Here is a 20986-nt window from a genome sequence, read left to right on the forward strand (position 1 = left end):
CCAAGGGCGCGCTTCGGGGCGAAGAAGCCAAGGGCGCGCCTTCGGGGCGCTGCCCCGACGCCGCCCGTCACGCCCATGGCGTGCCTGTGGCACGACTGAGGCGCACGAAGGTGCAGCCTTCGTGCGCTTGATGACTACGCGACGGCGCGGATCGCTTCGTCCAGCGTGCCGAACAGCCGGTCGACATGCGGCTTTTCGATGATCAGCGGCGGGGACAGCGCCACGATGTCGCCGGTGACGCGCACCAGCACGCCCTTGTCGAAGCAGGTGCGGAACACCTCCATGGCCCGGGCGCCGGGCTTGCCGGGGGTCGGCTCCAGCTCGATGCCGGCGATCAGGCCCATGTTCCGCACGTCGATGACGCCGGGCGTGGACTGCATGGCGTGCGCGGCTTCCTCGAAATACGGCTCCATCGCCAGGGCACGGCCCGGCAGGTCCTCCGCCTTGTGCAGGTCGAGCGTCGCGATGGCGGCGGCGGAGGCCAGCGGGTGGCCGGAATAGGTGTAGCCGTGGAACAGCTCGATGCCGGCCGGAACGCCATCGACGATGGTCTGGTAGATCTCGTTGCTGGTCGCCACCGCGCCCATCGGCACGGCGGCGTTGGTCAGCCCCTTGGCCATGGTCATGATGTCCGGCGTCACGCCCAGGCGCTCGGCGCCGAAGGGCTTGCCGATGCGGCCGAAGCCGGTGATCACCTCGTCGAAGATCAGCAGGATGCCGTGCTGCGTGCAGATTTTCCGCAGCTTCTCCAGGTAGCCCTTGGGCGGCACCAGCACGCCCGTGCTGCCGGCGACGGGTTCCACCATGACGGCCGCGATGGTGTCGCCATGCAGGGCGACCAGGTTCTCCAGCGTATCCGCCAGGTGCTCGCCATGGTCCGGCTGGCCCTTGGCGAAGCTGTTCTGCGCCGGCAGGTGGGTGTGCGGCAGGTGGTCCACATAGGGAAGCTGGGCGCCGAACTGCTTGCGGTTGCCGCCGATGCCGCCGACCGACATGCCGCCGAAGCCGACCCCGTGATAGCCGCGCTCCCGCCCGACCAGCCGCACCCGCTGCGACTGCCCGCGCGCCTTGTGATAGGCCAGGGCGATCTTCAGCGCGGTATCCGCCGCTTCCGAGCCGGAATTGACGAAGAAGACGCGGTCCATGCCTTCCGGCGTCATCTCCGCGACGCGGGCCGCGGCCTCGAAGGCGATGGGGTGGCCGAGCTGGAAGGTCGGCGCGAAATCCATCACCGCGGCCTGCTTCTGGATCGCCTCGACGATCTCCCGCCGCCCATGGCCGGCATTGCAGCACCACAGCCCCGCCGTGCCGTCCAGGATCTCATCGCCTTCCGGCGTGAAGTAGGACATGCCCTCGGCGCGGGCCAGCATGCGCGGGGTGGATTTGAAATACTTATTGTCGCTATAGGGCATCCAGAACGCGTCGAGGTTGTTACGGCGCGGGATCTGTATTTCGTTCATCGGAGTGGTCCTTCTGCGCCGCAATCCAAGCAAGCGGCGCGGCCGGGGGCAAGCGTTCGCTCCAGAGGCGGGTCTTCCATGAATCTCCTGGTCCTCGATGGGGCGCTCGCCCGCTGCTCTGTTGCCGCCTTCGCGGATGGCGTGCTGGTGGCGGAGGAAGCGGCCGACGGCGCGCGTCAGCAGCCCACCGCCCTGCCGCCGATGGCCGCGCGGGTCCTGGCCAGGCTGGGCGCGCTGGATGCGGTGGCGGTGGTGGTGGGGCCGGGCGGCTTCACCGGGCTGCGCGCCGCCATCGCGCTGGCCGAAGGCCTGGCACTGGGCGCCGGCGCCCGCCTCATCGGGGTCACCACCGGGGAGGCGCTGGCCGCCGCACTGCCGGAGGCGCTGCGGCAAACCCACCAGGTGTGGTCCGCGGTCGATACGAAGCGCGGCCGGCTGGTGCTGGAATGCCTGGCGCCCGGCGCCTGGGCCGCCGAGGCCCCGCCGCGCCCGATGGCGGAGGCCGAGCTGCCGCAACCCGACGGCCCGGTGGCGCTGGTCGGCGATGCCGCGTCCATCGCGGCAGCCCGGTTGCTGGCACGCGGCGCCCGCGCGCTGCTGACCGACAGCCGCCTGCCAAGCGCGGCCGCCGCCGGCCGGGTGGCGCTGCTGCGCCTGGCCGGTGCCATTCCGGGGCGGGACGCCGCGCCGCTCTATGCCGAGCCGCCGGCGGTGCGGCTGCCCGTCCCCGCGCCATGAACCGCGCGCCATGAACCGCCCATCATGAACCCGGCCGAGGCGGCGGCGCTGCATGCCGCCAGCTTCCCCCCGGCCGAGGCCTGGGGAGCGGATGCCATCGCGCTGATGCTGGACCTGCCCGGTGCCTTCGGCGTGCTGCGCCCGGCAGCCGGCTTCGTGCTGGCGCGCGTCGCGGCCGATGAGGCGGAGATCCTGACCCTCGCGGTGGTGCCTGACGCGCGCCGCGCCGGCCACGGTTCCGGCCTGCTGGCGGCGGCGATGGCCGGCGCGCGGGCGCGTGGCGCGGCGACGCTGTTCCTGGAGGTGTCGGACCGCAACCAGGCGGCCCGGGCGCTCTACGCTGCCTTCGGTTTCACCGAAGTGGGGCGCCGCCGGCGCTACTATCCGGATGGCGCCGACGCGCTGGTGCTGCGGCGAAGCCTGGATCAGTAATACCCGGCCTCGCGGAACGGAACCTGCGGAAGGCGATTGAGCGCGGAACGGTCATGATCCGCGGCACCTGGTATAAATCAGCTCTTCTTGCGGATCAGCAGTATCAGCACACCATCTGCCGCTTCCGTTGCCGAGAGCACGCTGTGACCCTGCTCGGTGGCCGTGCGGGGCACGTTCTGCCGCGGTTCGTCGCCCTTCAGCCGCAGCCGCAGGACCTGCCCCGGCTGCATGCGGTCGAGCGCCAGGCGGGTCCGCACGAAGGTCATCGGACAAGTCTCGGTGGTTATATCCAGGTCCCGGTCGTGGGTCTGTTCTTCGGCTGTGACAAGTTTCATCGGAACCCGCCCATTTTGTTTGGCAATGATCGTTGCGTCGGATCGATTCCGAGCAATATAGTCGCGGCAAGCATAGTGGCCCAGGACATCTCGTCCGAATGCCCCGAACGCGTCGGCCCCTCCCGGCCCGACGATGCAGGCGAGACCGGAAACATGGCTGAAACGACTTCGAACCCCGACATTCTGGGCCTGACCGCCGAGATCGTCTCGGCGCATGTCTCGAACAATTCCGTGGCAGTGGCCGACCTGCCGAACCTGATCCAGGAAGTCTACCGGACCCTCTCCAGCATGGGCCAGCCGGTGATCGAGGTGGCGGAACGGCCGCAGCCCGCGGTCCCGGTCAAGAAATCCGTGACGCCGGAATTTCTGATCTGCCTGGAAGACGGCAAGAAACTGAAGATGCTCAAGCGGCACCTCAAGACGTCGTTCAACCTGACGCCCGACCAGTACCGGGAGCGTTGGGGCCTGCCGTCGGACTATCCGATGGTGGCGCCGAACTACACCAAGCACCGCTCGACCCTCGCCAAGCGCATCGGCCTCGGCACCAAGCCGCGGGGCCGTCCGCCGGGCCGCGGCCGGGCAGCCGGGGCTGCGCGCGAAGCCTGAGGCGGGCGGCCGCCCCGGGCCCGTCGGCTTCGCCCCATCCTCCGGGTGGTCTGGCGACGCGGACGGGGCTATGGATAGTGCTCCGGCCCTTATCGGCCGGATCGCCGGAGGGTGCCGCGCCTGAACATGCAGAGTTCCGACGCCCCGACACGCGCTGACGCCGAACGCCCCGATCCCTCGCGGATCGAGCGCCTCTGCGTCGAGCGTGGTCTGAAGATGACCGGTCAGCGCCGGCTGATCGCGCGCGTCCTCAGCGAAGCCGAGGACCATCCCGACGTGGAGGAGCTGTACCGCCGCGCCGTCACCCTGGACGCCAAGATCTCGGTCGCCACCGTCTACCGCACGGTCCGGCTGCTGGAGGAAAAGGGCATCGTCGAGCGCCGTGACTTCGGCGGCGGCCGCGCCCGCTACGACCCGACCGATCGGGGCCATCATCATCACCTGATCGACGTGGACACCGGCAAGGTGCTGGAATTTGAGGATCCGGAGCATGAGAAGCTGGCGCAGGCGATCGCCCGGCGGCTCGGATTCACCCTGGTGGGGCAACGGCTGGAACTGTTCGGCCGCCGCGCCCCCGCCGCCCCGCCGCCCCGCGCGCCCCGCCCGGTCAAGACCCGCGGCTGAGCGCGCCTCGCCGGGGACAACCCGCGGCGGATCCTGCGCCGTGGATGAATGCGAGAAGGGATTCGCATGAGTGTCGACGGCCCCCTGCAGGACGACGCGCCGCTGCCCAGCCCGCCAGCCGCGCCTTTCCCCCCTCCGGCGCCGCTGGGGGCGGGGTTCGAGGAGTTGCGCGCCGGCAATCTCGGCCTGCGCCTGGCCGAGACCGCGGCCGAGATCGATGCCGCCCAGGCGCTGCGCTACCAGGTCTTCTATGAGGAGATGGGCGCGCATCCGGACACCGCGACCCGCGCCAGCCGGCGCGACCGCGACGCCTTCGACGCGGTCGCGGACCATCTGCTGGTGCTGGACCATGACCTGGGCAACGGCGCGGAAGCGGTTGTCGGCACCTATCGCCTGATCCGGCGGCAGGCCGCCGACCGGCTGGGCGGCTTCTACTCGGCGGCGGAGTACGACCTTTCGCCGCTGCTGGCCTATGACGGACAGATCATGGAGCTGGGCCGTTCCTGCGTCGCCGGCGCCTATCGCACCCGCGGCACGCTGCAGCTTCTGTGGCGCGGCATTGCCGCCTTCGTCTTCCGCCACCGGATCGACCTGATGTTCGGCTGCGCGTCCCTGCACGGCACCGATCTGGACGCGCTGGCGCCGCAGCTCAGCTACCTGCACGCCAACCACCTGGCGCCGCCGGCGCTGCGCCCCCGCGCGGTGCCGGAGCGCTATGTCGCGATGGATCGGCTGCCGGCGGAGGCGATGAACATGCGGGCCGCCCTCGGCGCCCTGCCGCCGCTGGTGAAGGGCTATCTGCGGCTGGGCGGCTTCGTCGGCGACGGGGCGGTGCTCGACCCCCAGTTCAACACCACGGATGTCTGCATCGTGGTGAAGACCGACCTCATCACCGACAAGTACTTCCGGCACTACGAGCGGACAGCCGGCCCAGGCTGATTCTTTCGCCCCGGGCCTTGCTGCCGCCTTAAGCGGCGCGGATGGCGCCGAGGCCAAGCTTCACTGCGCTCTCTACGCGGCCCGGATGGCGCCGAGGAAGGTGTCGACCTTGCCACGCAGGGTTTCGGCCTGGCGGGCGAGTTCGGCGGAGGCGCTGCGGACATCGGCGGCGGCGGAGCCGGTGCGGGCGGCGTCCTCGCTGACGCCGGTGGCGTGGTGGGCGGCCTGCTGGGTGCCGCTGGCGGCCTCCGCCACCGCCTGGCCGATCTCCGCGGTGGCCTGGGCCTGCTGGGAAGCGGTCTCCGCCACCTGGGCGGTGGTGGCGTTCAGCGTCTCAATGGTCCGCGCGATGGCGCGGACGACCTCGACGGTGCGGGTGGTCTCGGTCTGCATCGCGCCGATCTGTGCGCCGATCTCCTCGGTGGCCTTGGCGGTCTGGGCGGCGAGTTGCTTCACCTCGCTGGCCACCACGGCGAAGCCCTTGCCGGCCTCCCCGGCGCGGGCGGCCTCGATGGTGGCGTTGAGCGCGAGGAGGTTGGTCTGGCCGGCGATGTCGCCGATCAGGCGGACGACGTCGCCGATGCGGGAGGCGGCTTCGGAAAGGCCACGAACGGTGGCATCCGTGGCCTCGGCGGCGGCAGTGGCCTCGCGGGCGACGGCGGCGGAGGCCTCGATCTGGCGGACGACCTCGGCGATGGAGGCGGAGAGCTGCTCGGTGGCGGCGGCGACGGAGCCGACATTGGTGCTGGCGAGGGCGGAGGCCTCGGCGACGGCATTGGCGCGGGAGGCGCCGCTTTCGGCGGTGGCGGCCATGGAGCCGGCGGTGGCGTCGAGCTCGGTGGCGGCGGAGGCGACGGTGCGCAGCACGTCGGCGGTCTCGCCCTCGAAGCCGTGCAGGAGCTTCTCGATCTCGGCGGCGCGGGCGAGGCGGGCCTGCTGCTCGGTGGCCTGGGCGGCTTCGAGGGCGACGCGCTGGAGGGAGGCGTGGCGCAGGTTCTCGACGGCGCCGGCCATCTCGCCGAGCTCGTCGGTGCGGTCGCGGCCGGGCACCTCGAGGGTGAGTTCGCCGCCCCCGATTCGGCCGACGACCTTGGTCAGCGCACCCAGCGGCGCCACGATCCGCCGCAGCAGTACCAGCAGGGTCCCCAGCACCAGCAGGAAGGTGGCGAGCATGGCCAGGCCGGTGAGCTTCAGCTCCTGCCAATGCGCGGCGCTGGTCGCATCGCCGGTGGCCAGTGCCTCCTCCAGCGCCGCGTCGCGCATGCCCAGCAATTCGGCCAGGGCGGCGACGGAGAAGGGGCGGAACTGTGCGACCGTCAGCGGCCAGGCGGCCGATTGCGCGGCCTGTGGCGCGCCGAGGCGGTTGGCAGCCTCATCGATCAACCGGCTCCAGCCCGCCTCGGACTGGCCGATATAGCTGCGGCGCTGCGCGGCCAGGGCGTCCACCAGGCGCGGCGTGTCCAGGGCCTCTACCAGGCGCTCGATATTGCTGAAGGATTCCTGCATGCGGCCGGTCAGCAGGCGTGCCGTGGTCACGGCCGGTGCCTGCACCGGGGTGCCGCCCAGCCAACCGGTGATGAACAGGGCACGGCGGCCTGCCAGATCACGCAGGGTCGCGGCTTGGATGGCGACTTCCGCGCGGATCGCGAGGTTCGGCGCGGTGGTGGCCAGGCGCCGGCCCACGGTTTGTGCCAGCGTGGTCATGCCGTTGCCGATCTCGTTCCGCGCCCGCGTCAGGTCGCGCAGGATCGCCGGGTCACGCTCCGCGACCGGGCGGTTGGCCGCTTCGGTGACGCGGCGCAGCAGGTCGGCTGCCGTCTGCGCGGTGCGCTGCATGATGACGGGATCGAATCCGGCGGCCGTTGCGCTGGCTTCCGCCGCGCCCAGCATGCGGAGCGCCGTGGCGTGACCCTCCCGCAACTCGGGCAGGTTCGGCTGCTGCAGCACCAGCGCGCCACTCAGGCGGCCGGATTGCACGGCGTAGCCGATCTGGGCGCGCAGCACGTCGCTGAGGGTGCGGGTGTCGAGAATGCTCCGGTCCGCCTGCCGCGCACTACGCCAGGCATCATTCGCGAGCCACGCCGAGAGAAGAAAGCCCGGCAGGGCGATCATGGCGAAGCCCATGAAGAAGACGTTGCGGATGCGCATGGGGATAACCTTTGCGTGATCGTCCCCTTTTGCGCAGGTGCGTCTTGCTGCAGCGTTAATTCGCGCCCGTTCCCGGCGCAGTAACTGCTCAGTTATTCGGCAGCGTTGTGTACGTTCCCCGGCACGGCGGCTGTTGTCGCGGGTTTCGGCTGCGGAGGGCGACGGAAACGGCTTAGCTGCGCGAGCGCGCCTACGGGGTAAGTAGCGCTGCAGGCGGCGCGGATGGCATAGGGGAATGTATCGGCCTTGCCCGATCGGCCTGAACCTCCTGCCGCCGATCCAGCCGGTCATCGCCAGCGAACGCCTGCCGGCCAGTTCGCGCAGGGCGGCGACACGGGTCGCGACCTCCTGTCGAATCGCCGGCTCCGGTGCGGTCGGCATAAGCGGCCTGCCGCCGTGGCGCTGGCCGCGGCGGCTCCGAGCAGCCCGGTGATCTTCGCGTGGCCCTGCCGCAGGTCGGCCATATCCGGCTGCGGCACGAGCGTCGCGCTGTTCAGGCGGCCGGATTGGGTGGTGTAGGTGGACTGGGCGCGCAGTACATCGCTGATGGTGCGGGTCGCATGATGGCGTGATCGGCCCGCCTGCCGTCCTGCCATGCTTCGGCGGCGATCCAGGGCGACAGGGCGAGGCCAGACAGGGCCAGCAGCCCGAAGCCGAGCAGAAGGGCGCCGCGGATACGCATCGGTGGCTGACGTCCACAAGCGTGTGCCGGCCGGCGTGACTTTTGGTGAGTACTACTCATCCTAACCCCCCTGACTGGACGCGCCGGTTCCCATATGCCGAACGTCCGGTGGAAGGATTTCGTTGTGCAAAGCAGCGAAATGCCGGGTGATTTGGCCGGGGGGGCGGCCGGGGGGTAAGGAAGGCGCCGAAACCTGCCGACGGATGCCCATGACCAGCCTCCCTCCCATTGCCCTGTTCGACATGAAGGCGCAGCAGGCGCTGATCCGCACGGAGCTGGACCAGCGCCTGGCCGCGGTGCTCGACGGCGGCCGCTTCATCAATGGGCCGGAGGTGGCGGAGCTGGAGCAGAAGCTGGCCGCCTTCTCCGGCTGCGCGCATGGCGTCGGCGTGTCCTCCGGCACCGATGCGCTGCAGATCGCGATGATGGGCGAAGGGATCGGCCGTGGCGACGCGGTGTTCCTGCCGGCCTTCACCTATACCGCCACGGCGGAGGTGCCGCTGGTGCTGGGGGCGACACCGATCTTCGTCGATGTCGACCCGGTGAGCTTCAACATCGACATCGCCGACCTGAAGCGCCGCATCGCCCTGGTCGAGGCGGAGGGCCGCCTGCGGCCGGCGGCGGTGGTGGGCGTCGATCTGTTCGGCCTGCCCGCCGACTGGCCGGCGATCGAGGCCATCTGCGCCGAGAAGGGGATGTTCGCGCTGGATGACGCGGCGCAGGCCTATGGGGCTTCGCTCGGCAACAAGCGGCTTGGCCGCTGGGGGCATGCGACGGCGCTCAGCTTCTACCCCACCAAGACGCTGGGCTGCTACGGCGATGGCGGCGCGCTGCTGACCGATGATGCCGACCGCGCCGAGCTGTGGCGCAGCCTGCGGACCCATGGCGAGGGCAAGACCCGCTACGAGGTGGAGCGCACCGGCATGAACGGGCGGCTGGACACCATCCAGGCCGCCATCCTGCTCGCCAAGCTGCCGCTGCTGGAAGGTGAGCTGGCCGCGCGTACCAAGGTGGCCGCGGCCTATCATGCGGGGCTGGCGGGCAAGGTGCAGGTGCCGGAGATGGTGCCGGGCCATGCCTGGGGGCTCTATTCCATCCTGCTTGCGGATGCCGGACAGCGTGCGCGGGTGCAGGATGCCTGCAAGGCGGCGGGGGTACCGACCTCGATCTATTATCCGAAGTCGCTGCACCGGCAGCCGGCCTATGCTGCGGCGCATGCGGGCGCCATCGCCGCCGGCGCCCCCGGGCTGCCTGTGGCGGAGATGCTGTGCGAGCGGATCCTGTCGCTGCCGATGCACCCCTATCTGACCGAGGCCGAGGTGGCGCGGGTGGTGGCTGCGGTAGTCGGCGCCGTCTGAAGGCAGGCTGGGCGGCCGGCGGCGGCTCAGCCGCCGCCGTTGAGCAGCCGCACCAGGCCGTCCAGCTGGTCGAGGTCACGGTAGCGGACCACGACCTCGCCGCCCTTGCCGGCATGCCGTACGAGCACCTGCAGGCCCAGGCGCTCCGTCAGGTCGCGCTCCAGCGCCCGGGTTTCCGGGTCCTGCGGGCGGGGGGGCGTAGCCTCGGGCTTCGGCTTGGCGGCGGCCAGGGCCTCCGTCTGGCGCACATTCAGGCCGCGCGAGACCACCTGTGCCGCCAAGCGGCCCGGATCTGCCGTGCCGATCAGGGCGCGGGCGTGACCCGCCGTCAGGACGCCATTGCGGACCAGGTCCCGAACCGGCCCGGGCAGGTTCAGCAGGCGCAGCGTGTTGGCGACATGGCTGCGGCTTTTCCCGACCGACTGGCCGAGATGTTCCTGGGTCAGGCCGAATTCGTCGAGCAGCCGCTTGTAGCCCTCCGCCTCCTCCAGCGCGTTCAGGTCCTGGCGCTGCAGGTTCTCGACCAGGCCGGCGGCCATCGCTTCCCGGTCGCCGAGGTCGCGGATGACGACCGGAACCTCATGCAACTGTGCGGCCTGGGCGGCGCGCCAGCGGCGTTCGCCGCCGATGATCTCGTAGCTGTCCGGGCTGCCGGCCTTGGGACGCACCAGGATGGGCTGGAGGATGCCGTGCTCGCGGATCGAGCTGGCAAGCTCGTCCAGGCTGGCGCGATCCATGCCGCCGCGCGGCTGGAAGGGGCCGGGTTCCAGCGCCTCCACCGGCACCGTGCGCAGCGCCTCACCCACCGGGGTGGGTGGGGCGTCCGGGATCAGCGCCGACAGGCCGCGGCCGAGGCGGGAGGTGGGCTTGCGTGTTGTGCTGCTCATGAGGCGCGAATCCGCGCACGCTCCCGCTTGAGAAATTCGGCGGCAAGCTTGACATAGGCCTGCGCGCCAGGTGATCGGAAATCGTAAAGCAGGACCGGCAGGCCGTGGGAAGGGGCTTCGCTGACCCGGACGTTGCGGGGGATGGCCGTCTCGAACACCTTGTCCTTGAAGAAGCCGCGCACATCGCTGGCAACAAGTTCCGACAGATTGTTGCGGCGATCCATCATGGTCAGCACGATGCCTTCCAGGCGAAGGCGCGGGTTGAAGGCGCGGCGGACCCGGTCGATCGTGCGCGTGATCTGGCTGATGCCTTCGAGGGCGAAGAACTCGGTCTGCAGCGGCACCAGCACACCATCGGCGGCGACCAGGGCATTGAGGGTGATGAGCCCGAGCGACGGGGGGCAGTCGAAGAAGATGTAGTCGAAGCCGGCAAGCGCATCCCGCCCATCGGCCAATGCGGTGGCGAGCCGGCGTTCGCGATCTTCAAGGCCCACCAGCTCGATCTCGGCCCCCGCGAGATCCGGATCGGCGGGCAGGATCCACAGGTTGGCGACCTGGGTCGGGCGCAGCAGATCGCCGAGCGGACGCCCTTCCACCAGCAACGCATAGCTGCCCGCCGAACGGTCCTGTGCCGCGACGCCGAGGCCGGTGGAGGCATTGCCCTGCGGGTCGAGGTCGAGCAGCAGCACCTTGTGGTTCGTGGCCAGGGCGGTGGCGAGATTGATCGCGGTGGTCGTCTTGCCGACGCCACCCTTCTGGTTGGCGAAGGCCAGCACCCGCGGCTGCGGGGCTTCAGGCTTGCGGCTGGACATGGCGAATATCGCTGAGGCGGAAGATGGTGGCCTCCGGGTCGGTGCGGCTGGCGAAGCGGTCTAGGGTGAAGGACCAGGCGGGCTGGGCCTCGGCGAGTTCGGTTTCGGCCATGCGTCCCTTGGGGAAAAGGGCAATGCCGCCAGGGGCGAGCAGGCGGTGGGCATAGGCCAGCAATGTGCCGAGCGGGGCCAGGGCGCGGGCGGTGAGCACGGCAAGTGGCGGCAGGCGCGCCTCCTCGATTCGGGTCGCATGGATCTGAACCTGGGCCAGGTCGAGGCGCGCGGCGGCTTCGTTCAGGAAGGCCGCCTTGCGGCGATCCGATTCCACCAGATGGGTTGGGCGGCCGGTGGCGATGGCGAGCACCAGGCCGGGCAGGCCGGCGCCGGAGCCAAGATCGCCAATCGGGCCGGCGCCTTCCGGCAGCAGCGGGACGAGCTGCAGGCTGTCTTCGATATGGCGCTGCCAGACCTGGTCCGTGGTGGTACGCCCGACCAGGTTGATGCGGGTGTTCCAGCGCAGCAGCAGCTCGACATAGGCGTCCAGCCGCGCCCGGATGGCGTCATCCAGTGGCATCGGGTCAGGCAGGGGGTGCGGGATCAAGGGGGCCGGGTGTTTCACGTGAAACCCCTATACCGGCTCCACCGCGCCGCGTCGAAGGTGGATGGCCAGCGCGGCGACAGCAGCGGGCGTGACGCCGGGAACGCGACTGGCGGCGCCGAGGTTATCCGGTTGCGCACGTGCCAGTCGTTGCTGCATCTCGGTCGAGAGGCCCGGAATGAAGCGGAAATCGAAGGCGTCCGGGATCGGCAGCGAATCCTCCCGCGCCAGCATGCGGCGCTCCGAATCCTGGCGGCGCAGATGCGGGGCGTAGAAGGCTTCGGCCTCCACCTGGACCGCGACCGCAGGCGGCAGATCGGCCAGCCAGGGGAAGGCCATGGCCGCCATGGCGGCGGTGACATCCGGCAGGGCCAGCACCTCCAGCACCGTGCGGCGGCGGCCGTCCTGGCGAATCGGGATGCCGGCGGCGGCCAAGGCGAAGGGCGTGGCCTGGTCCTCGCCAGCCTGCCGCAATGCCTTGGTGACGTCCGTGGCGAAGCTGGCGTGGCGATCCGCGCGAAGGCTGCCGATGCAGCCCCAGCGCAGGCCGTGGCCGGTCAGCCGCAGCCCGGCATTGTCGGCGCGCAGGCTCAGTCGGTGTTCGGAACGCGCGGTCAGCATGCGGTAGGGCTCGCTGACGCCCTGGCTCACCAGATCGTCCAGCATCACGCCGATATAGGCTTCGGACCGCCCCAGGATCCGGTCCGGTGGCAAGCCGGCGGCGCGCTGGGCGGCATTCAGGCCGGCCATCAGGCCCTGGGCGGCCGCTTCCTCATAGCCCGTCGTGCCGTTGATCTGCCCTGCGAGGAACAGGCCCGGCGCGTTGCGAACCTCCAGGGTCCGGTGCAGGGCGCGTGGATCGACATGATCATATTCGATGGCATAGCCGGGCTGCAGGATGCGGGCGCGAGCCAACCCGGGGATCGAGGCGATCAGCGCCGCCTGCACATCTTCCGGCAGGCTGGTGGAGATGCCGTTGGGGTAGACGGTGTCGTCGTCCAGGCCCTCCGGTTCCAGGAATATCTGGTGGCGCTGGCGATCGGCGAAGCGGACGATCTTGTCCTCGATAGAGGGGCAGTAGCGCGGGCCGACGCCCTGGATCTGGCCACTATAGACGGCGGAGCGATGCAGGTTCGCCTGGATCAGGGCATGCGTCGCGGGCGTCGTCCAGGTGATCCGGCACTCGACCTGCGGATTGGTGATGCGGTCCGTCAGCCATGACATCGGCTCCGGCGGATCATCGCCGGGCTGCGGCTCCAGGGCTTCCCAGTCGATGGTGCGGCCATCGAGCCTGGGTGGCGTGCCGGTCTTCAGACGGGCCAACGGCAGGCCGAGCCTGTCGAGCGTCCGCGCCAGTCCCACCGATGGGGCTTCGCCGCGGCGGCCAGCCGGAATGCGCGTGTCGCCGAGATGAATTTCCCCGCGCAGAAACGTGCCGGTGGTGAGAATCGCGGCACCGCAGGGAATTCGGGCGCCGCTGACGGTGAGCACGGCGCGGACCCGGCCGGTGGCGTCGATCTCCAGATCCTCGGCCGCATCCCCGCGCAGGGTGAGGTTGGGCTCACGTGCCAGCAGGTCCTGCATCGCGGTGCGATAGAGGCGGCGATCAGCCTGGATGCGGGGGCCGCGCACCGCGGGGCCCTTGCTGCGGTTCAGTACCTTCGCGTGGATCGCGGCAGCATCGGCGGCGCGTGCGATCAGCCCGTCCAGCGCATCGACCTCCCGCACCAGATGGCCCTTGCCGATCCCACCAATGGCCGGGTTGCAGGACATCTCGCCAATCGTGTCAAGGCGGTGCGTCAGCAGCAGCGTGCGCGCGCCACAGCGCGCGGCCGCGGCCGCCGCTTCGCAGCCCGCATGACCGCCGCCCACCACCACCACGTCGAAGCCCGGATCTATCGCCATGGAGCGCGGTATAGGCCGACTACTTGCCGATGCAGAAGTCGCGGAACACGGCGTCGAGAACCTGCTCCACCTCCACCCGCCCCGTCAGGCGACCCAGCGCATGCAGGGCCGTGCGATAGCCCTCGGCTGCCAGTTCAGGCAGCCGGGCCTCCACGGCTTCGCCCAGCCGCGCGGCGGCCTCCGTCAGCGCCGCACGATGGCGGGTGCGCGTCAGGGCAGGTGCATCGCCGATTCCAGCATGGCGCTCGGCGTGCTCGGCCAGAGCCGCCTTCAGCTCCGCGATCCCGCGTCCGGATTTCGAGCTGGTTGGCAATACCGGGTGAGAGGCGATCAGCTTCGGCGCCTCGGCGAGGTCGCATTTGGTCGCCAGGACCAGCACCTGCCGCCCTGCCACCAGCAGGGCGAGGCTTCCGGCATCGGGGGGTTCGTCGGTGGCGAAGGCCACCAGCACAAGGTCCGCCTCCTCCGCGCGGCGCGTGGCGCGCCGCACGCCCTCCTGCTCCACCGCATCCTGTGTCGCGCGCAGCCCAGCGGTATCGGCCAGCAGGACGGGCACGCCGCCCAGCACAAGGCGGCATTCCACGATGTCGCGCGTCGTGCCGGGCTGGGGTGAGACAATCACCGCATCACGCTCGGCCAGCGCGTTCATCAGGGAGGATTTGCCGGCATTCGGTGCGCCGAGGATCGCGATCGACAGGCCCTCCCGCAGGCGCTCCCCGCGTTTGCCGTCCGCCAGATGGCCGGCAATCTCTGCGCGCAGCTGGATCGCCGCGTCGCGCGCCTGTGCGCCGACATCGCTGGGCAGGTCGTCCATCTCGAACTCGATCGCGGCTTCCTGCTGCGCGAGGATGCGTGTCAGGCGGTTGGTCCAGCCGTCGTACAGCGTTGTCAGCGCGCCGCCGGCCTGGCGCAGGGCCTGGCGGCGCTGCGCTTCCGTCTCGGCCGCAATCAGGTCGGCGATGCCCTCCGCCTGCGTCAGGTCGATGCGTCCGTGCAGGAAGGCGCGGCGCGTGAATTCTCCCGGCTCGGCGGGGCGGCAGCCCAGGGTGAGGAGCGCCGCCTCGACGGCCGCGACAATCGCCAAGCCACCATGCAGGTGGAGTTCTGCCGCATCCTCGCCGGTGTAGCTGCCGGGGGCCGGAAACCAGAGCACCAGCGCCTGGTCCAGCACTTCCCCCTCGGCGTTCTGCAACTGGCGCAGGCTGGCGCGGCGCGGCTCAGGCAGGCGGCCGGCCAGTGCCTGCAGCACCATCGCAGATTTCGGGCCGGACAGCCGCAATACGGCAACCGCGGCCGGCCCGGCGCCTGACGCCCGGGCCATGATCGTGTCGGTCACGCTGCTCATGCGCCGGATGTTTCACGTGAAACGTCACAGGGCACGATCAAGCCTTCGGCGGCGGCACGTCGCGCTCGGTCAGCATCAGGTCCGGGGCGCGACCGCCTTCAACCAGATGCGCCTGCAGGATGGCGTCCACATCCTCCCGCGTCTTCGGGCTGTACCAGACCCCCTCCGGATAGATCACCAGGGCCGGGCCAAATTCGCAACGGTCGAGGCAGCCCGACTGGTTCACCCGCACACCCTTGAGTCCGAGTTCCTTGGTACGCACCTTCATGTAGTCGCGCAGCGCCTCGCTGCCCCGGGCGGCGCAGGAGCCGCGCCGATGGCCGTCGGGGCGACGATTGCAGCAGACGAAGACATGCGCACGGAAGTACGGGGGCGGGTCCTGCGGCGTCTCAGGGGCTTCGGTCAGTGCGTCGGTCAGTGCATCGGTCACTAGGGCCTCCGAGTTCTGGCTTGGCGCGGCATGTAGCGATGGCGGCACGGCATCGCCAGGGCGATGCCCGGCGCGCGACAGGGGCAACGAAAGCCCGTATGGTGACCTTGGCTTGACGAGCACCGGCAGAGTGTGGCGCATGGTGGTCCACCGGACGAGAGCGAATGCCCCAGATTACCTGCCTCACGCCCCTCGGCGATATCACCGTCTCCGCGGAGGACGATGCGATCGTGGCGCTGGACTGGGGCCGTGGCCGCGATCAGGCGCCAACGCCGTTGTTGCGGGAGGCGGTTTCGCAGCTTCAGGACTACTTCGATGGGCAGCGAACCAGCTTCGATCTGCCGCTGGCCCCCTTCGGCTCGCCTTTCCAGCAACGGGTTTGGGCGGCACTTCTCCAGATCCCGGCGGGAGAGACCCGGTCCTACGGCGATCTGGCCAAGCTCCTTGCTTCCTCGGCTCGCGCCGTCGGCCAGGCCAATGGCCGCAACCCCATCCCGATCCTGATCCCATGCCACCGTGTCGTCGCCACGGGCGGACGGCTTGGCGGCTATTCGGGCGGCGATGGTCCCGCGACCAAGCGCATGCTGCTGGATCTCGAGCGTCGCGCGCGCCAGTCCAGCGTCGCAGACCCCGTTTCCTCCGCGGCACAGGCTGAACTCCTCCTCCCCCCATCTGCAGGGACCCTCCCCCGATGAACCATGCCATCCGCGTCCACGAATATGGCGGCCCCGAGAAGATGGTGTGGGAGGAGGTGCCCGTTCCCTCGCCGAAGCCGGGCGAGGCCCTGGTCCGTCATCATGCGGTCGGCCTGAACTACATCGACGTCTATTTCCGTACCGGCCTGTACAAGGCGCCCGCCCTGCCGGCGACGATCGGCATGGAGGCCGCGGGCGTGGTGGAGGCGGTCGGCGAAGGCGTCACGCATGTCGCGCCAGGCGACCGCGTCGCCTATGCCACCGCGCCGATCGGTGCCTATGCCGAGGCGCGAACCATCAAGGCCGATCGCCTGGTGAAAGTGCCGGAAGCCATCGCCTTCGAGCAGGCGGCCGCCATGATGCTGCAGGGCATGACGGCGGGTTTCCTGCTGACCCGCACCTACAAGGTGCAGCCGGGCCAGACCATCCTGATCCATGCGGCGGCCGGTGGCGTCGGCCTGATCATGACGCAATGGGCGAAGCATCTGGGCTGCACCGTCATCGCCTGCGTCAGCACGGAGGAGAAGGCGGCGCTGTCGAAGGCGCATGGTGCCGACCACGCGGTGATCGGGCTCGAGACGCTGCCGGCGCAGGTGAAGGAGATTACCGGTGGCGCCATGCTGCCGGTGGTCTACGACAGCGTCGGCCGTGACAGCTTCACCACCTCGCTCGACTGCCTGGCGCCCTATGGGATGATGGTTTCCTACGGCAACGCCTCCGGCCCCGTGACCACGGATATCGGCATCCTCGCCGCCAAGGGCTCGCTCTATCTCACGCGGCCGACCCTCGCGACCTACACGGCCAAGCGCGAGGATCTGGAGGCCCATGCCTCCGCCCTGTTCGACGTGGTGGCCAAGGGGGCGGTGCAGATCCGCGTCAACCAGCGCTTCGCACTCAAGGATGCGGCGGAAGCGCATCGCGCCCTGGAAGCCCGCAAGACCACCGGCAGCACCGTCCTGATGCCCTGAGGCCGAAGCCGGTGGCCCACCCGTAGGGTCAGAAGAGCGCGGCCAACGCCAGCCCCATGGCCGCGGCCCCTGCCGTACCGATCATCGTCAGGGTCAGGCCGGTGCCGAGGACGCGCCAGCGGAACACCTCCGGCTCGCGCCCGATCCCCAGGGCGTGAAATCCCCGCCCTGCCAGCAGTGTCACGCCCAGCACATGCAGCGCCCAGCTCGGCAGGCCGTTCGCCTCGCACAGCGCCAGCAGCAGCAGGGCGAGCGGCGCTGCTTCGGCGAAATTGCCATGGGCGCGCGCTGCGCGTTCCACCAGGCGGTGCGCGGTGCCGAGAGGCTGCTGGTACAGGCGTCGTGCGCGGATCACGCGGGTGGACAGCACCACGAAGGCCAGTGCCAGCGGTGCGGCATAGAAGGCGGTGACGGGCAGCATCACGCGTCTTCCCGCACATCGGCCCGCAAGCCGCCAGACAGGCGCAGCAGCGCATCCGGCGTCGTGGCAAAGACATGCATCGGGGATCCTGCCGCCGCCCAGACCTGCTCGTGTTGGAACAGATCCTCATCGAGCAGCACCAGCGGCGGTGTCACATGCCCCACCGGTGCGACACCCCCGATGGCGAAGCCGGTGACATCCCGCACCCAGCCGCCATCGGCGCGTTTCACGTGAAACATGTCATCCAACGCCCTGCCTACCTTGCGCATGTCCACGCGATTGGCGCCCGATGCGATGACCAGCAGCGGTCGCTCCCCTGCGCGAAACACGATGGATTTGGCGATCTGCGCCACCGTGCAGCCCACCGCCGCGGCGGCTTCCGCCGCACTGCGCGTGCCTTCCGGGAAGGACGCCACCGTGTCCGGATGCCCCGCCGCCAGCAGCGCCGCACGCACCCGTTCGACAGATCCGCCTGACATCGCCATATCTCCGCCCGATGGAAACCCTGGCCCTCTACATCCACTGGCCGTTCTGCGCCGCCAAGTGCCCCTATTGCGACTTCAACAGCCATGTGCGGGACCGTGTGGACCAGGCCGCCTATGCCGCGGCCCTGCGCCAGGAGCTGGCGCGCGAAGCGGCCCGCGCCAATGTGGCAGGCCGCCGTCGCCTCGCCAGCATCTTCTTCGGCGGCGGCACGCCCAGCCTGATGGCCCCCGCGACGGCCGCTGCCCTGATCGCGGATGCCCAGGCGTTGTTCGATGCCGAACCGGACCTCGAGATCACGCTCGAGGCGAACCCGACCAGCGTCGAACTCCAGAAGCTTCGCGACTTCCGCGCCGCCGGCGTCAACCGCGTCTCGCTCGGCGTCCAGGCGCTCGATCCCGCTGCCCTCGCCTTCCTGGGCCGCAAGCACGATCGCGCCGAGGCCATCACCGCCCTGGAACACGCCCGCGCCACCTTCCCGCGCGTTTCCTTCGACCTGATCTATGCCCGCCCCGGCCAGGCCGAAGCCGCCTGGCGCGCAGAGCTGCGGCAGGCCCTGTCGCTCGCCGCCGATCACCTGTCGCTCTACCAGCTCACCATTGAGCCCGGCACGCAGTTCGCCACCCTGTTCGGCCGCGGCGTCTTTACCCTGCCCGAGGGCGACGAAGCCGCCCGGCTCTACACGGCTACAGCCGAGGAAGCCGCCCGCTTCGGCCTGCTGCCCTACGAGATTTCGAACTACGCCCACCCCGGAGCCGAAAGTCGCCACAACCTCGCCTATTGGCGCTACGGCGATTATCTCGGCATCGGCGCCGGCGCGCATCAGCGCCTCACCCAGCCCGACGGCACCCTGCTCGCCGCCCGCCGCCACCGCGCGCCGGAGGAATGGCTGGCGCGGGTGCAGCGCGATGGCCACGCGGTGGTCGAGGAGGAAGCGCTGTCACCGCGCGACCGGGCGCGGGAGGCGCTGCTGATGGGCCTGCGCCTGCATGAAGGGATCGACCCGGCCCGCATCGCCCGCCGCAGCGGCCTCCCCTTCGAAGCCTGCGTGGACATGGCGGCGCTGCAGCATCTCGAGGCCGAGAACCTGCTCGCCTGGCGCCCGAACGGCCATCTTGCCGCGACCCCGGACGGGCTGCTGCGACTGGACGCGCTGCTGCCCTTGCTGGTCAACTGAAGGCCATGACCCGCACCGCCTTCCTCGGCGCCTATGGCTACGGCAATCTCGGCGACGAACTCTGCCTGATGGAGGCCATGGCTGCCTTTCCTTCCACGGAAAGCCACGCCTTCTCGGTCTCCCCCGCCTGGACCCTGCGCTGCTGCCCCGGCCTCGATGCCTGCTTCGCCGATGGCGCCGCCATGCTGGCGCTGCGGCCGGACCGGGTGGTGTTCGGCGGTGGCATGTTCGGGGTTCCCGATGCCTTCCGGAACTGGATGCCCTGGATCGCCCAGGCGGAGGCGCGGGGCGCGGAGATCCATTTCCACAACCTCGGCGTCGCCTGGCTGCTGAAGGATCTGGATTGGCTGGATGCGACGGCGCGCGGCGTCATTGCCCGCCTGGCCAGCTTCACCGTGCGCGACTACCTCGGCGTGGAGCGGATCGCGGAGGCCGATTTCGGCCGGCTGCCGCGCATCACATTCTTCCCCGAAGCCGACATCCCGCCCGACACCGGCCTGGCCGATGCCCTGCTGCCGCAGGATGAGAAGCTGCTCGGCCTGTCGATCATCCCGATGCCCAATATGAAGGCCTGCCTGCAGCAGGAAGCCGGGCTGGTGCGCGACCTTCTGGCCGAATTCGCCGGCCACCAGATCGTGCCCATCGTCTCCACCGTACATGTGGACAGCATGGCGGAGGACGACATGGCCGGCTGCCGCGACTTCATCCGGGACTTCCTGCCCGGCGCACGCATTGCTGCGCCCGCCTTGCTGGACCGCGATTTCTGGCACGCCCAGCTCACGCCGCGTCGGCTCAAGGGGCTGGTGTCGCGGCTGGACGTGCTGGTGACCCAGCGCAAGCACAACGCCATCCATGCCATCGGCTGCGGCGTGCGGGTCATCGGCCTGCACCCGCTGGAGGATAACAGCCTGCGACGCACCTTCGTCGCCATGGAGCACCGCCTGCCGCCCGGCTCCCGCTGCCTCGGCCTGCTCTACAACTGATGCTGACCCTGCTCCTGGCCGAACGGCCGTTCCGCGACCTCCGCTCCCGTGCCCTGCTGGCCAACCTGCCGGCACAGCTCGGCGGCGGCACGGCGCTGCTGCTCTCCACCGCATCCTCCACCGCCCCGGCGGGCTTCGAGCCGTTGTCGCCGGAGGCCGATCCGGCGGCGCATGGCGTCACCCGCGTCGTCATCGCCGGCGCCTTCCAGGAGCGTCCTCAACTCGAACAGGCATTCGCGATCGCCGGCCGTGCGGTGGCGGCCGGTGCAGCGCTGGAGCTTCGCGCCTTCACGGTCGAACGCGGCGCCGCCATGCGGGACCCGCCACGGGGTGTGGAGGTTCTGGCCCGGGCCAGCCCGCTGGAACTGCGGGAGCATCACACCGCCAATGCGCTGATGGTCTGGCGCAGCCCGGCCGCCTTCCGCATCCGCCCCTATCCCGAATGTGCCGTCGCGCCGGATGACGCGCTGGTCTCCCTGCTGCCGGAGGGTCCGATCCTCGGCCTGTCGATCCTGGGCGGCGGGCAGATGCGGCAGGCCTGGACGGCGCGGCTGGCGGAGCTGCGCGCTTTGCTGGCGCCGATGCAGGGCTGGGCCATGCTGCCGCTGCCAATGGAGCACGCCGCCAGCCCGATGGACGACTTTGCCGGCACCCGCGACTTCCTGGCCGCCCTGCTGCCCGGCACGCCCATGCTGCTGCCCGAGCTGGCGCAGGAGGTCTGGCGCCGGCGCCAGTTCACGCCGGGCCGGATGCGGGCGCTGGTGGCGCGTTGCGGCGCGGTGCTCACCAACCAGGACCTGCCCGCCGCCTTCGCCATCGCCGCCGGCGTGCCCGCCATCGGCCTCGCCTTGGGAACGGACCGCCGCGCGATCACCTGCCTGACCCAGTTCGCCAACATCCTGCCGCCCGGATCGCGTTTGCTACACCCGCCGCGCGGCTGAGCGCCGGCCCGCTCCAGGG

General features: G+C 70.4%; 22 protein-coding genes. 11 read left to right on the top strand and 11 right to left on the bottom strand.

The genetic code is table 11. The annotated features are described in order from the left end of the window. Window positions 1-134: 134 nt before the first annotated feature. Window positions 135-1460, bottom strand: a complete 1326-nt coding sequence (locus HB662_RS12415) for an aspartate aminotransferase family protein (RefSeq protein WP_168050010.1) — start codon at window positions 1458-1460, stop codon at window positions 135-137. Window positions 1461-1538: 78 nt separating this feature from the next. Between HB662_RS12415 and tsaB the strand changes: the two genes are divergently transcribed. Both tsaB and HB662_RS12425 read left to right on the top strand, forming a co-directional pair. Then, a complete protein-coding gene (gene tsaB / locus HB662_RS12420) occupies window positions 1539-2198 on the top strand; it encodes a tRNA (adenosine(37)-N6)-threonylcarbamoyltransferase complex dimerization subunit type 1 TsaB (RefSeq protein WP_168050011.1) in 660 nt (219 codons plus the stop codon). 24 nt (window positions 2199-2222) lie between these two features. Further along, window positions 2223-2630 carry a GNAT family N-acetyltransferase gene (locus tag HB662_RS12425; RefSeq protein WP_168050012.1) on the top strand — a complete coding sequence of 136 codons (408 nt, stop codon included), beginning with the start codon at window positions 2223-2225 and terminating at the stop codon, window positions 2628-2630. Between the two features lie 77 nt (window positions 2631-2707). On the opposite strand, the gene HB662_RS12430 is transcribed toward HB662_RS12425, so the two are convergent. Next, the gene (locus HB662_RS12430; protein ID WP_168050013.1) at window positions 2708-2965 is read right to left on the bottom strand and encodes a sulfurtransferase TusA family protein; all 258 of its coding nucleotides are present in this window, start codon (window positions 2963-2965) and stop codon (window positions 2708-2710) included. Window positions 2966-3118: 153 nt separating this feature from the next. On the opposite strand from HB662_RS12430, the gene HB662_RS12435 reads away from it, so the two are divergent. From HB662_RS12435 to HB662_RS12445, 3 genes are all read left to right on the top strand, one after another. Then, a complete protein-coding gene (locus HB662_RS12435; protein ID WP_168050110.1) occupies window positions 3119-3571 on the top strand; it encodes a MucR family transcriptional regulator in 453 nt (150 codons plus the stop codon). Window positions 3572-3697: 126 nt separating this feature from the next. Beyond that, entirely contained in the window at window positions 3698-4195 is a 498-nt protein-coding gene (locus HB662_RS12440) for a Fur family transcriptional regulator (RefSeq protein ID WP_168050111.1), read from the top strand. Between the two features lie 66 nt (window positions 4196-4261). Then, window positions 4262-5134, top strand: a complete 873-nt coding sequence (locus HB662_RS12445) for a GNAT family N-acetyltransferase (protein WP_168050014.1) — start codon at window positions 4262-4264, stop codon at window positions 5132-5134. A gap of 72 nt (window positions 5135-5206) precedes the next feature. Here HB662_RS12445 and HB662_RS12450 read toward each other — a convergent pair whose 3' ends face one another. Then, a complete protein-coding gene (locus tag HB662_RS12450; protein ID WP_168050015.1) occupies window positions 5207-7282 on the bottom strand; it encodes a methyl-accepting chemotaxis protein in 2076 nt (691 codons plus the stop codon). 885 nt (window positions 7283-8167) lie between these two features. Here HB662_RS12450 and HB662_RS12455 point away from each other — a divergent pair. Further along, the gene (locus HB662_RS12455; protein ID WP_408871628.1) at window positions 8168-9322 is read left to right on the top strand and encodes a DegT/DnrJ/EryC1/StrS family aminotransferase; all 1155 of its coding nucleotides are present in this window, start codon (window positions 8168-8170) and stop codon (window positions 9320-9322) included. Between the two features lie 26 nt (window positions 9323-9348). Here HB662_RS12455 and HB662_RS12460 read toward each other — a convergent pair whose 3' ends face one another. From HB662_RS12460 to HB662_RS12485, 6 genes are read right to left on the bottom strand one after another with little or no spacing between them, the layout of a single operon-like run. Beyond that, the gene (locus HB662_RS12460) at window positions 9349-10209 is read right to left on the bottom strand and encodes a ParB/RepB/Spo0J family partition protein (protein WP_168050017.1); all 861 of its coding nucleotides are present in this window, start codon (window positions 10207-10209) and stop codon (window positions 9349-9351) included. Beyond that, a complete protein-coding gene (locus tag HB662_RS12465; RefSeq protein ID WP_168050018.1) occupies window positions 10206-11021 on the bottom strand; it encodes a ParA family protein in 816 nt (271 codons plus the stop codon). The genes HB662_RS12460 and HB662_RS12465 overlap by 4 nt, the downstream gene beginning before the upstream one ends. Then, on the bottom strand, window positions 11002-11622 hold the full coding sequence (gene rsmG / locus HB662_RS12470; RefSeq protein WP_245185589.1) for a 16S rRNA (guanine(527)-N(7))-methyltransferase RsmG: 621 nt from the start codon (window positions 11620-11622) through the stop codon (window positions 11002-11004). Before rsmG ends, HB662_RS12465 begins: the two co-directional genes overlap by 20 nt. A 27-nt stretch (window positions 11623-11649) precedes the next feature. Then, complete coding sequence (gene mnmG / locus HB662_RS12475; RefSeq protein ID WP_168050019.1) at window positions 11650-13524, bottom strand: tRNA uridine-5-carboxymethylaminomethyl(34) synthesis enzyme MnmG; 1875 nt, start codon at window positions 13522-13524, stop codon at window positions 11650-11652. 19 nt (window positions 13525-13543) lie between these two features. Beyond that, on the bottom strand, window positions 13544-14869 hold the full coding sequence (gene mnmE, locus HB662_RS12480; RefSeq protein ID WP_168050020.1) for a tRNA uridine-5-carboxymethylaminomethyl(34) synthesis GTPase MnmE: 1326 nt from the start codon (window positions 14867-14869) through the stop codon (window positions 13544-13546). A 37-nt stretch (window positions 14870-14906) separates the two neighbouring features. Further along, window positions 14907-15299: a (2Fe-2S) ferredoxin domain-containing protein gene (locus tag HB662_RS12485; protein WP_342449499.1), complete on the bottom strand. Its 393-nt coding sequence runs from the start codon at window positions 15297-15299 to the stop codon at window positions 14907-14909. A 164-nt stretch (window positions 15300-15463) separates the two neighbouring features. On the opposite strand from HB662_RS12485, the gene HB662_RS12490 reads away from it, so the two are divergent. Next, window positions 15464-15994, top strand: coding sequence for a methylated-DNA--[protein]-cysteine S-methyltransferase (locus HB662_RS12490; protein WP_168050021.1), 531 nt, complete (start codon window positions 15464-15466; stop codon window positions 15992-15994). After that, window positions 15991-16962 carry a quinone oxidoreductase family protein gene (locus tag HB662_RS12495; protein WP_168050022.1) on the top strand — a complete coding sequence of 324 codons (972 nt, stop codon included), beginning with the start codon at window positions 15991-15993 and terminating at the stop codon, window positions 16960-16962. The genes HB662_RS12490 and HB662_RS12495 overlap by 4 nt, the downstream gene beginning before the upstream one ends. A 28-nt stretch (window positions 16963-16990) precedes the next feature. Here the strand turns inward: HB662_RS12495 and HB662_RS12500 are convergent, their stop codons facing one another. Next, entirely contained in the window at window positions 16991-17383 is a 393-nt protein-coding gene (locus HB662_RS12500; RefSeq protein WP_168050023.1) for an MAPEG family protein, read from the bottom strand. Further along, window positions 17383-17862 (bottom strand): YbaK/EbsC family protein, encoded by a 480-nt coding sequence (locus HB662_RS12505; protein WP_168050024.1) that lies wholly within the window; start codon window positions 17860-17862, stop codon window positions 17383-17385. The genes HB662_RS12500 and HB662_RS12505 overlap by 1 nt, the downstream gene beginning before the upstream one ends. A gap of 17 nt (window positions 17863-17879) precedes the next feature. Here HB662_RS12505 and hemW point away from each other — a divergent pair, with 17 nt between their 5' ends. Genes hemW through HB662_RS12520 form a run of 3 tightly spaced genes read left to right on the top strand, consistent with a single transcriptional unit; the run spans window position 17880 to window position 20967 of the window. After that, on the top strand, window positions 17880-19043 hold the full coding sequence (gene hemW, locus HB662_RS12510) for a radical SAM family heme chaperone HemW (RefSeq protein ID WP_168050025.1): 1164 nt from the start codon (window positions 17880-17882) through the stop codon (window positions 19041-19043). Window positions 19044-19048: 5 nt separating this feature from the next. Then, window positions 19049-20026 (top strand): polysaccharide pyruvyl transferase family protein, encoded by a 978-nt coding sequence (locus HB662_RS12515; RefSeq protein ID WP_168050026.1) that lies wholly within the window; start codon window positions 19049-19051, stop codon window positions 20024-20026. Further along, window positions 20026-20967 (top strand): hypothetical protein, encoded by a 942-nt coding sequence (locus tag HB662_RS12520; RefSeq protein WP_168050027.1) that lies wholly within the window; start codon window positions 20026-20028, stop codon window positions 20965-20967. Before HB662_RS12515 ends, HB662_RS12520 begins: the two co-directional genes overlap by 1 nt. Window positions 20968-20986 lie beyond the last annotated feature (19 nt).

It is taken from the genome of Falsiroseomonas frigidaquae, from assembly GCF_012163145.1.
Classification (GTDB): Bacteria; Pseudomonadota; Alphaproteobacteria; order Acetobacterales; family Acetobacteraceae; genus Falsiroseomonas; species Falsiroseomonas frigidaquae.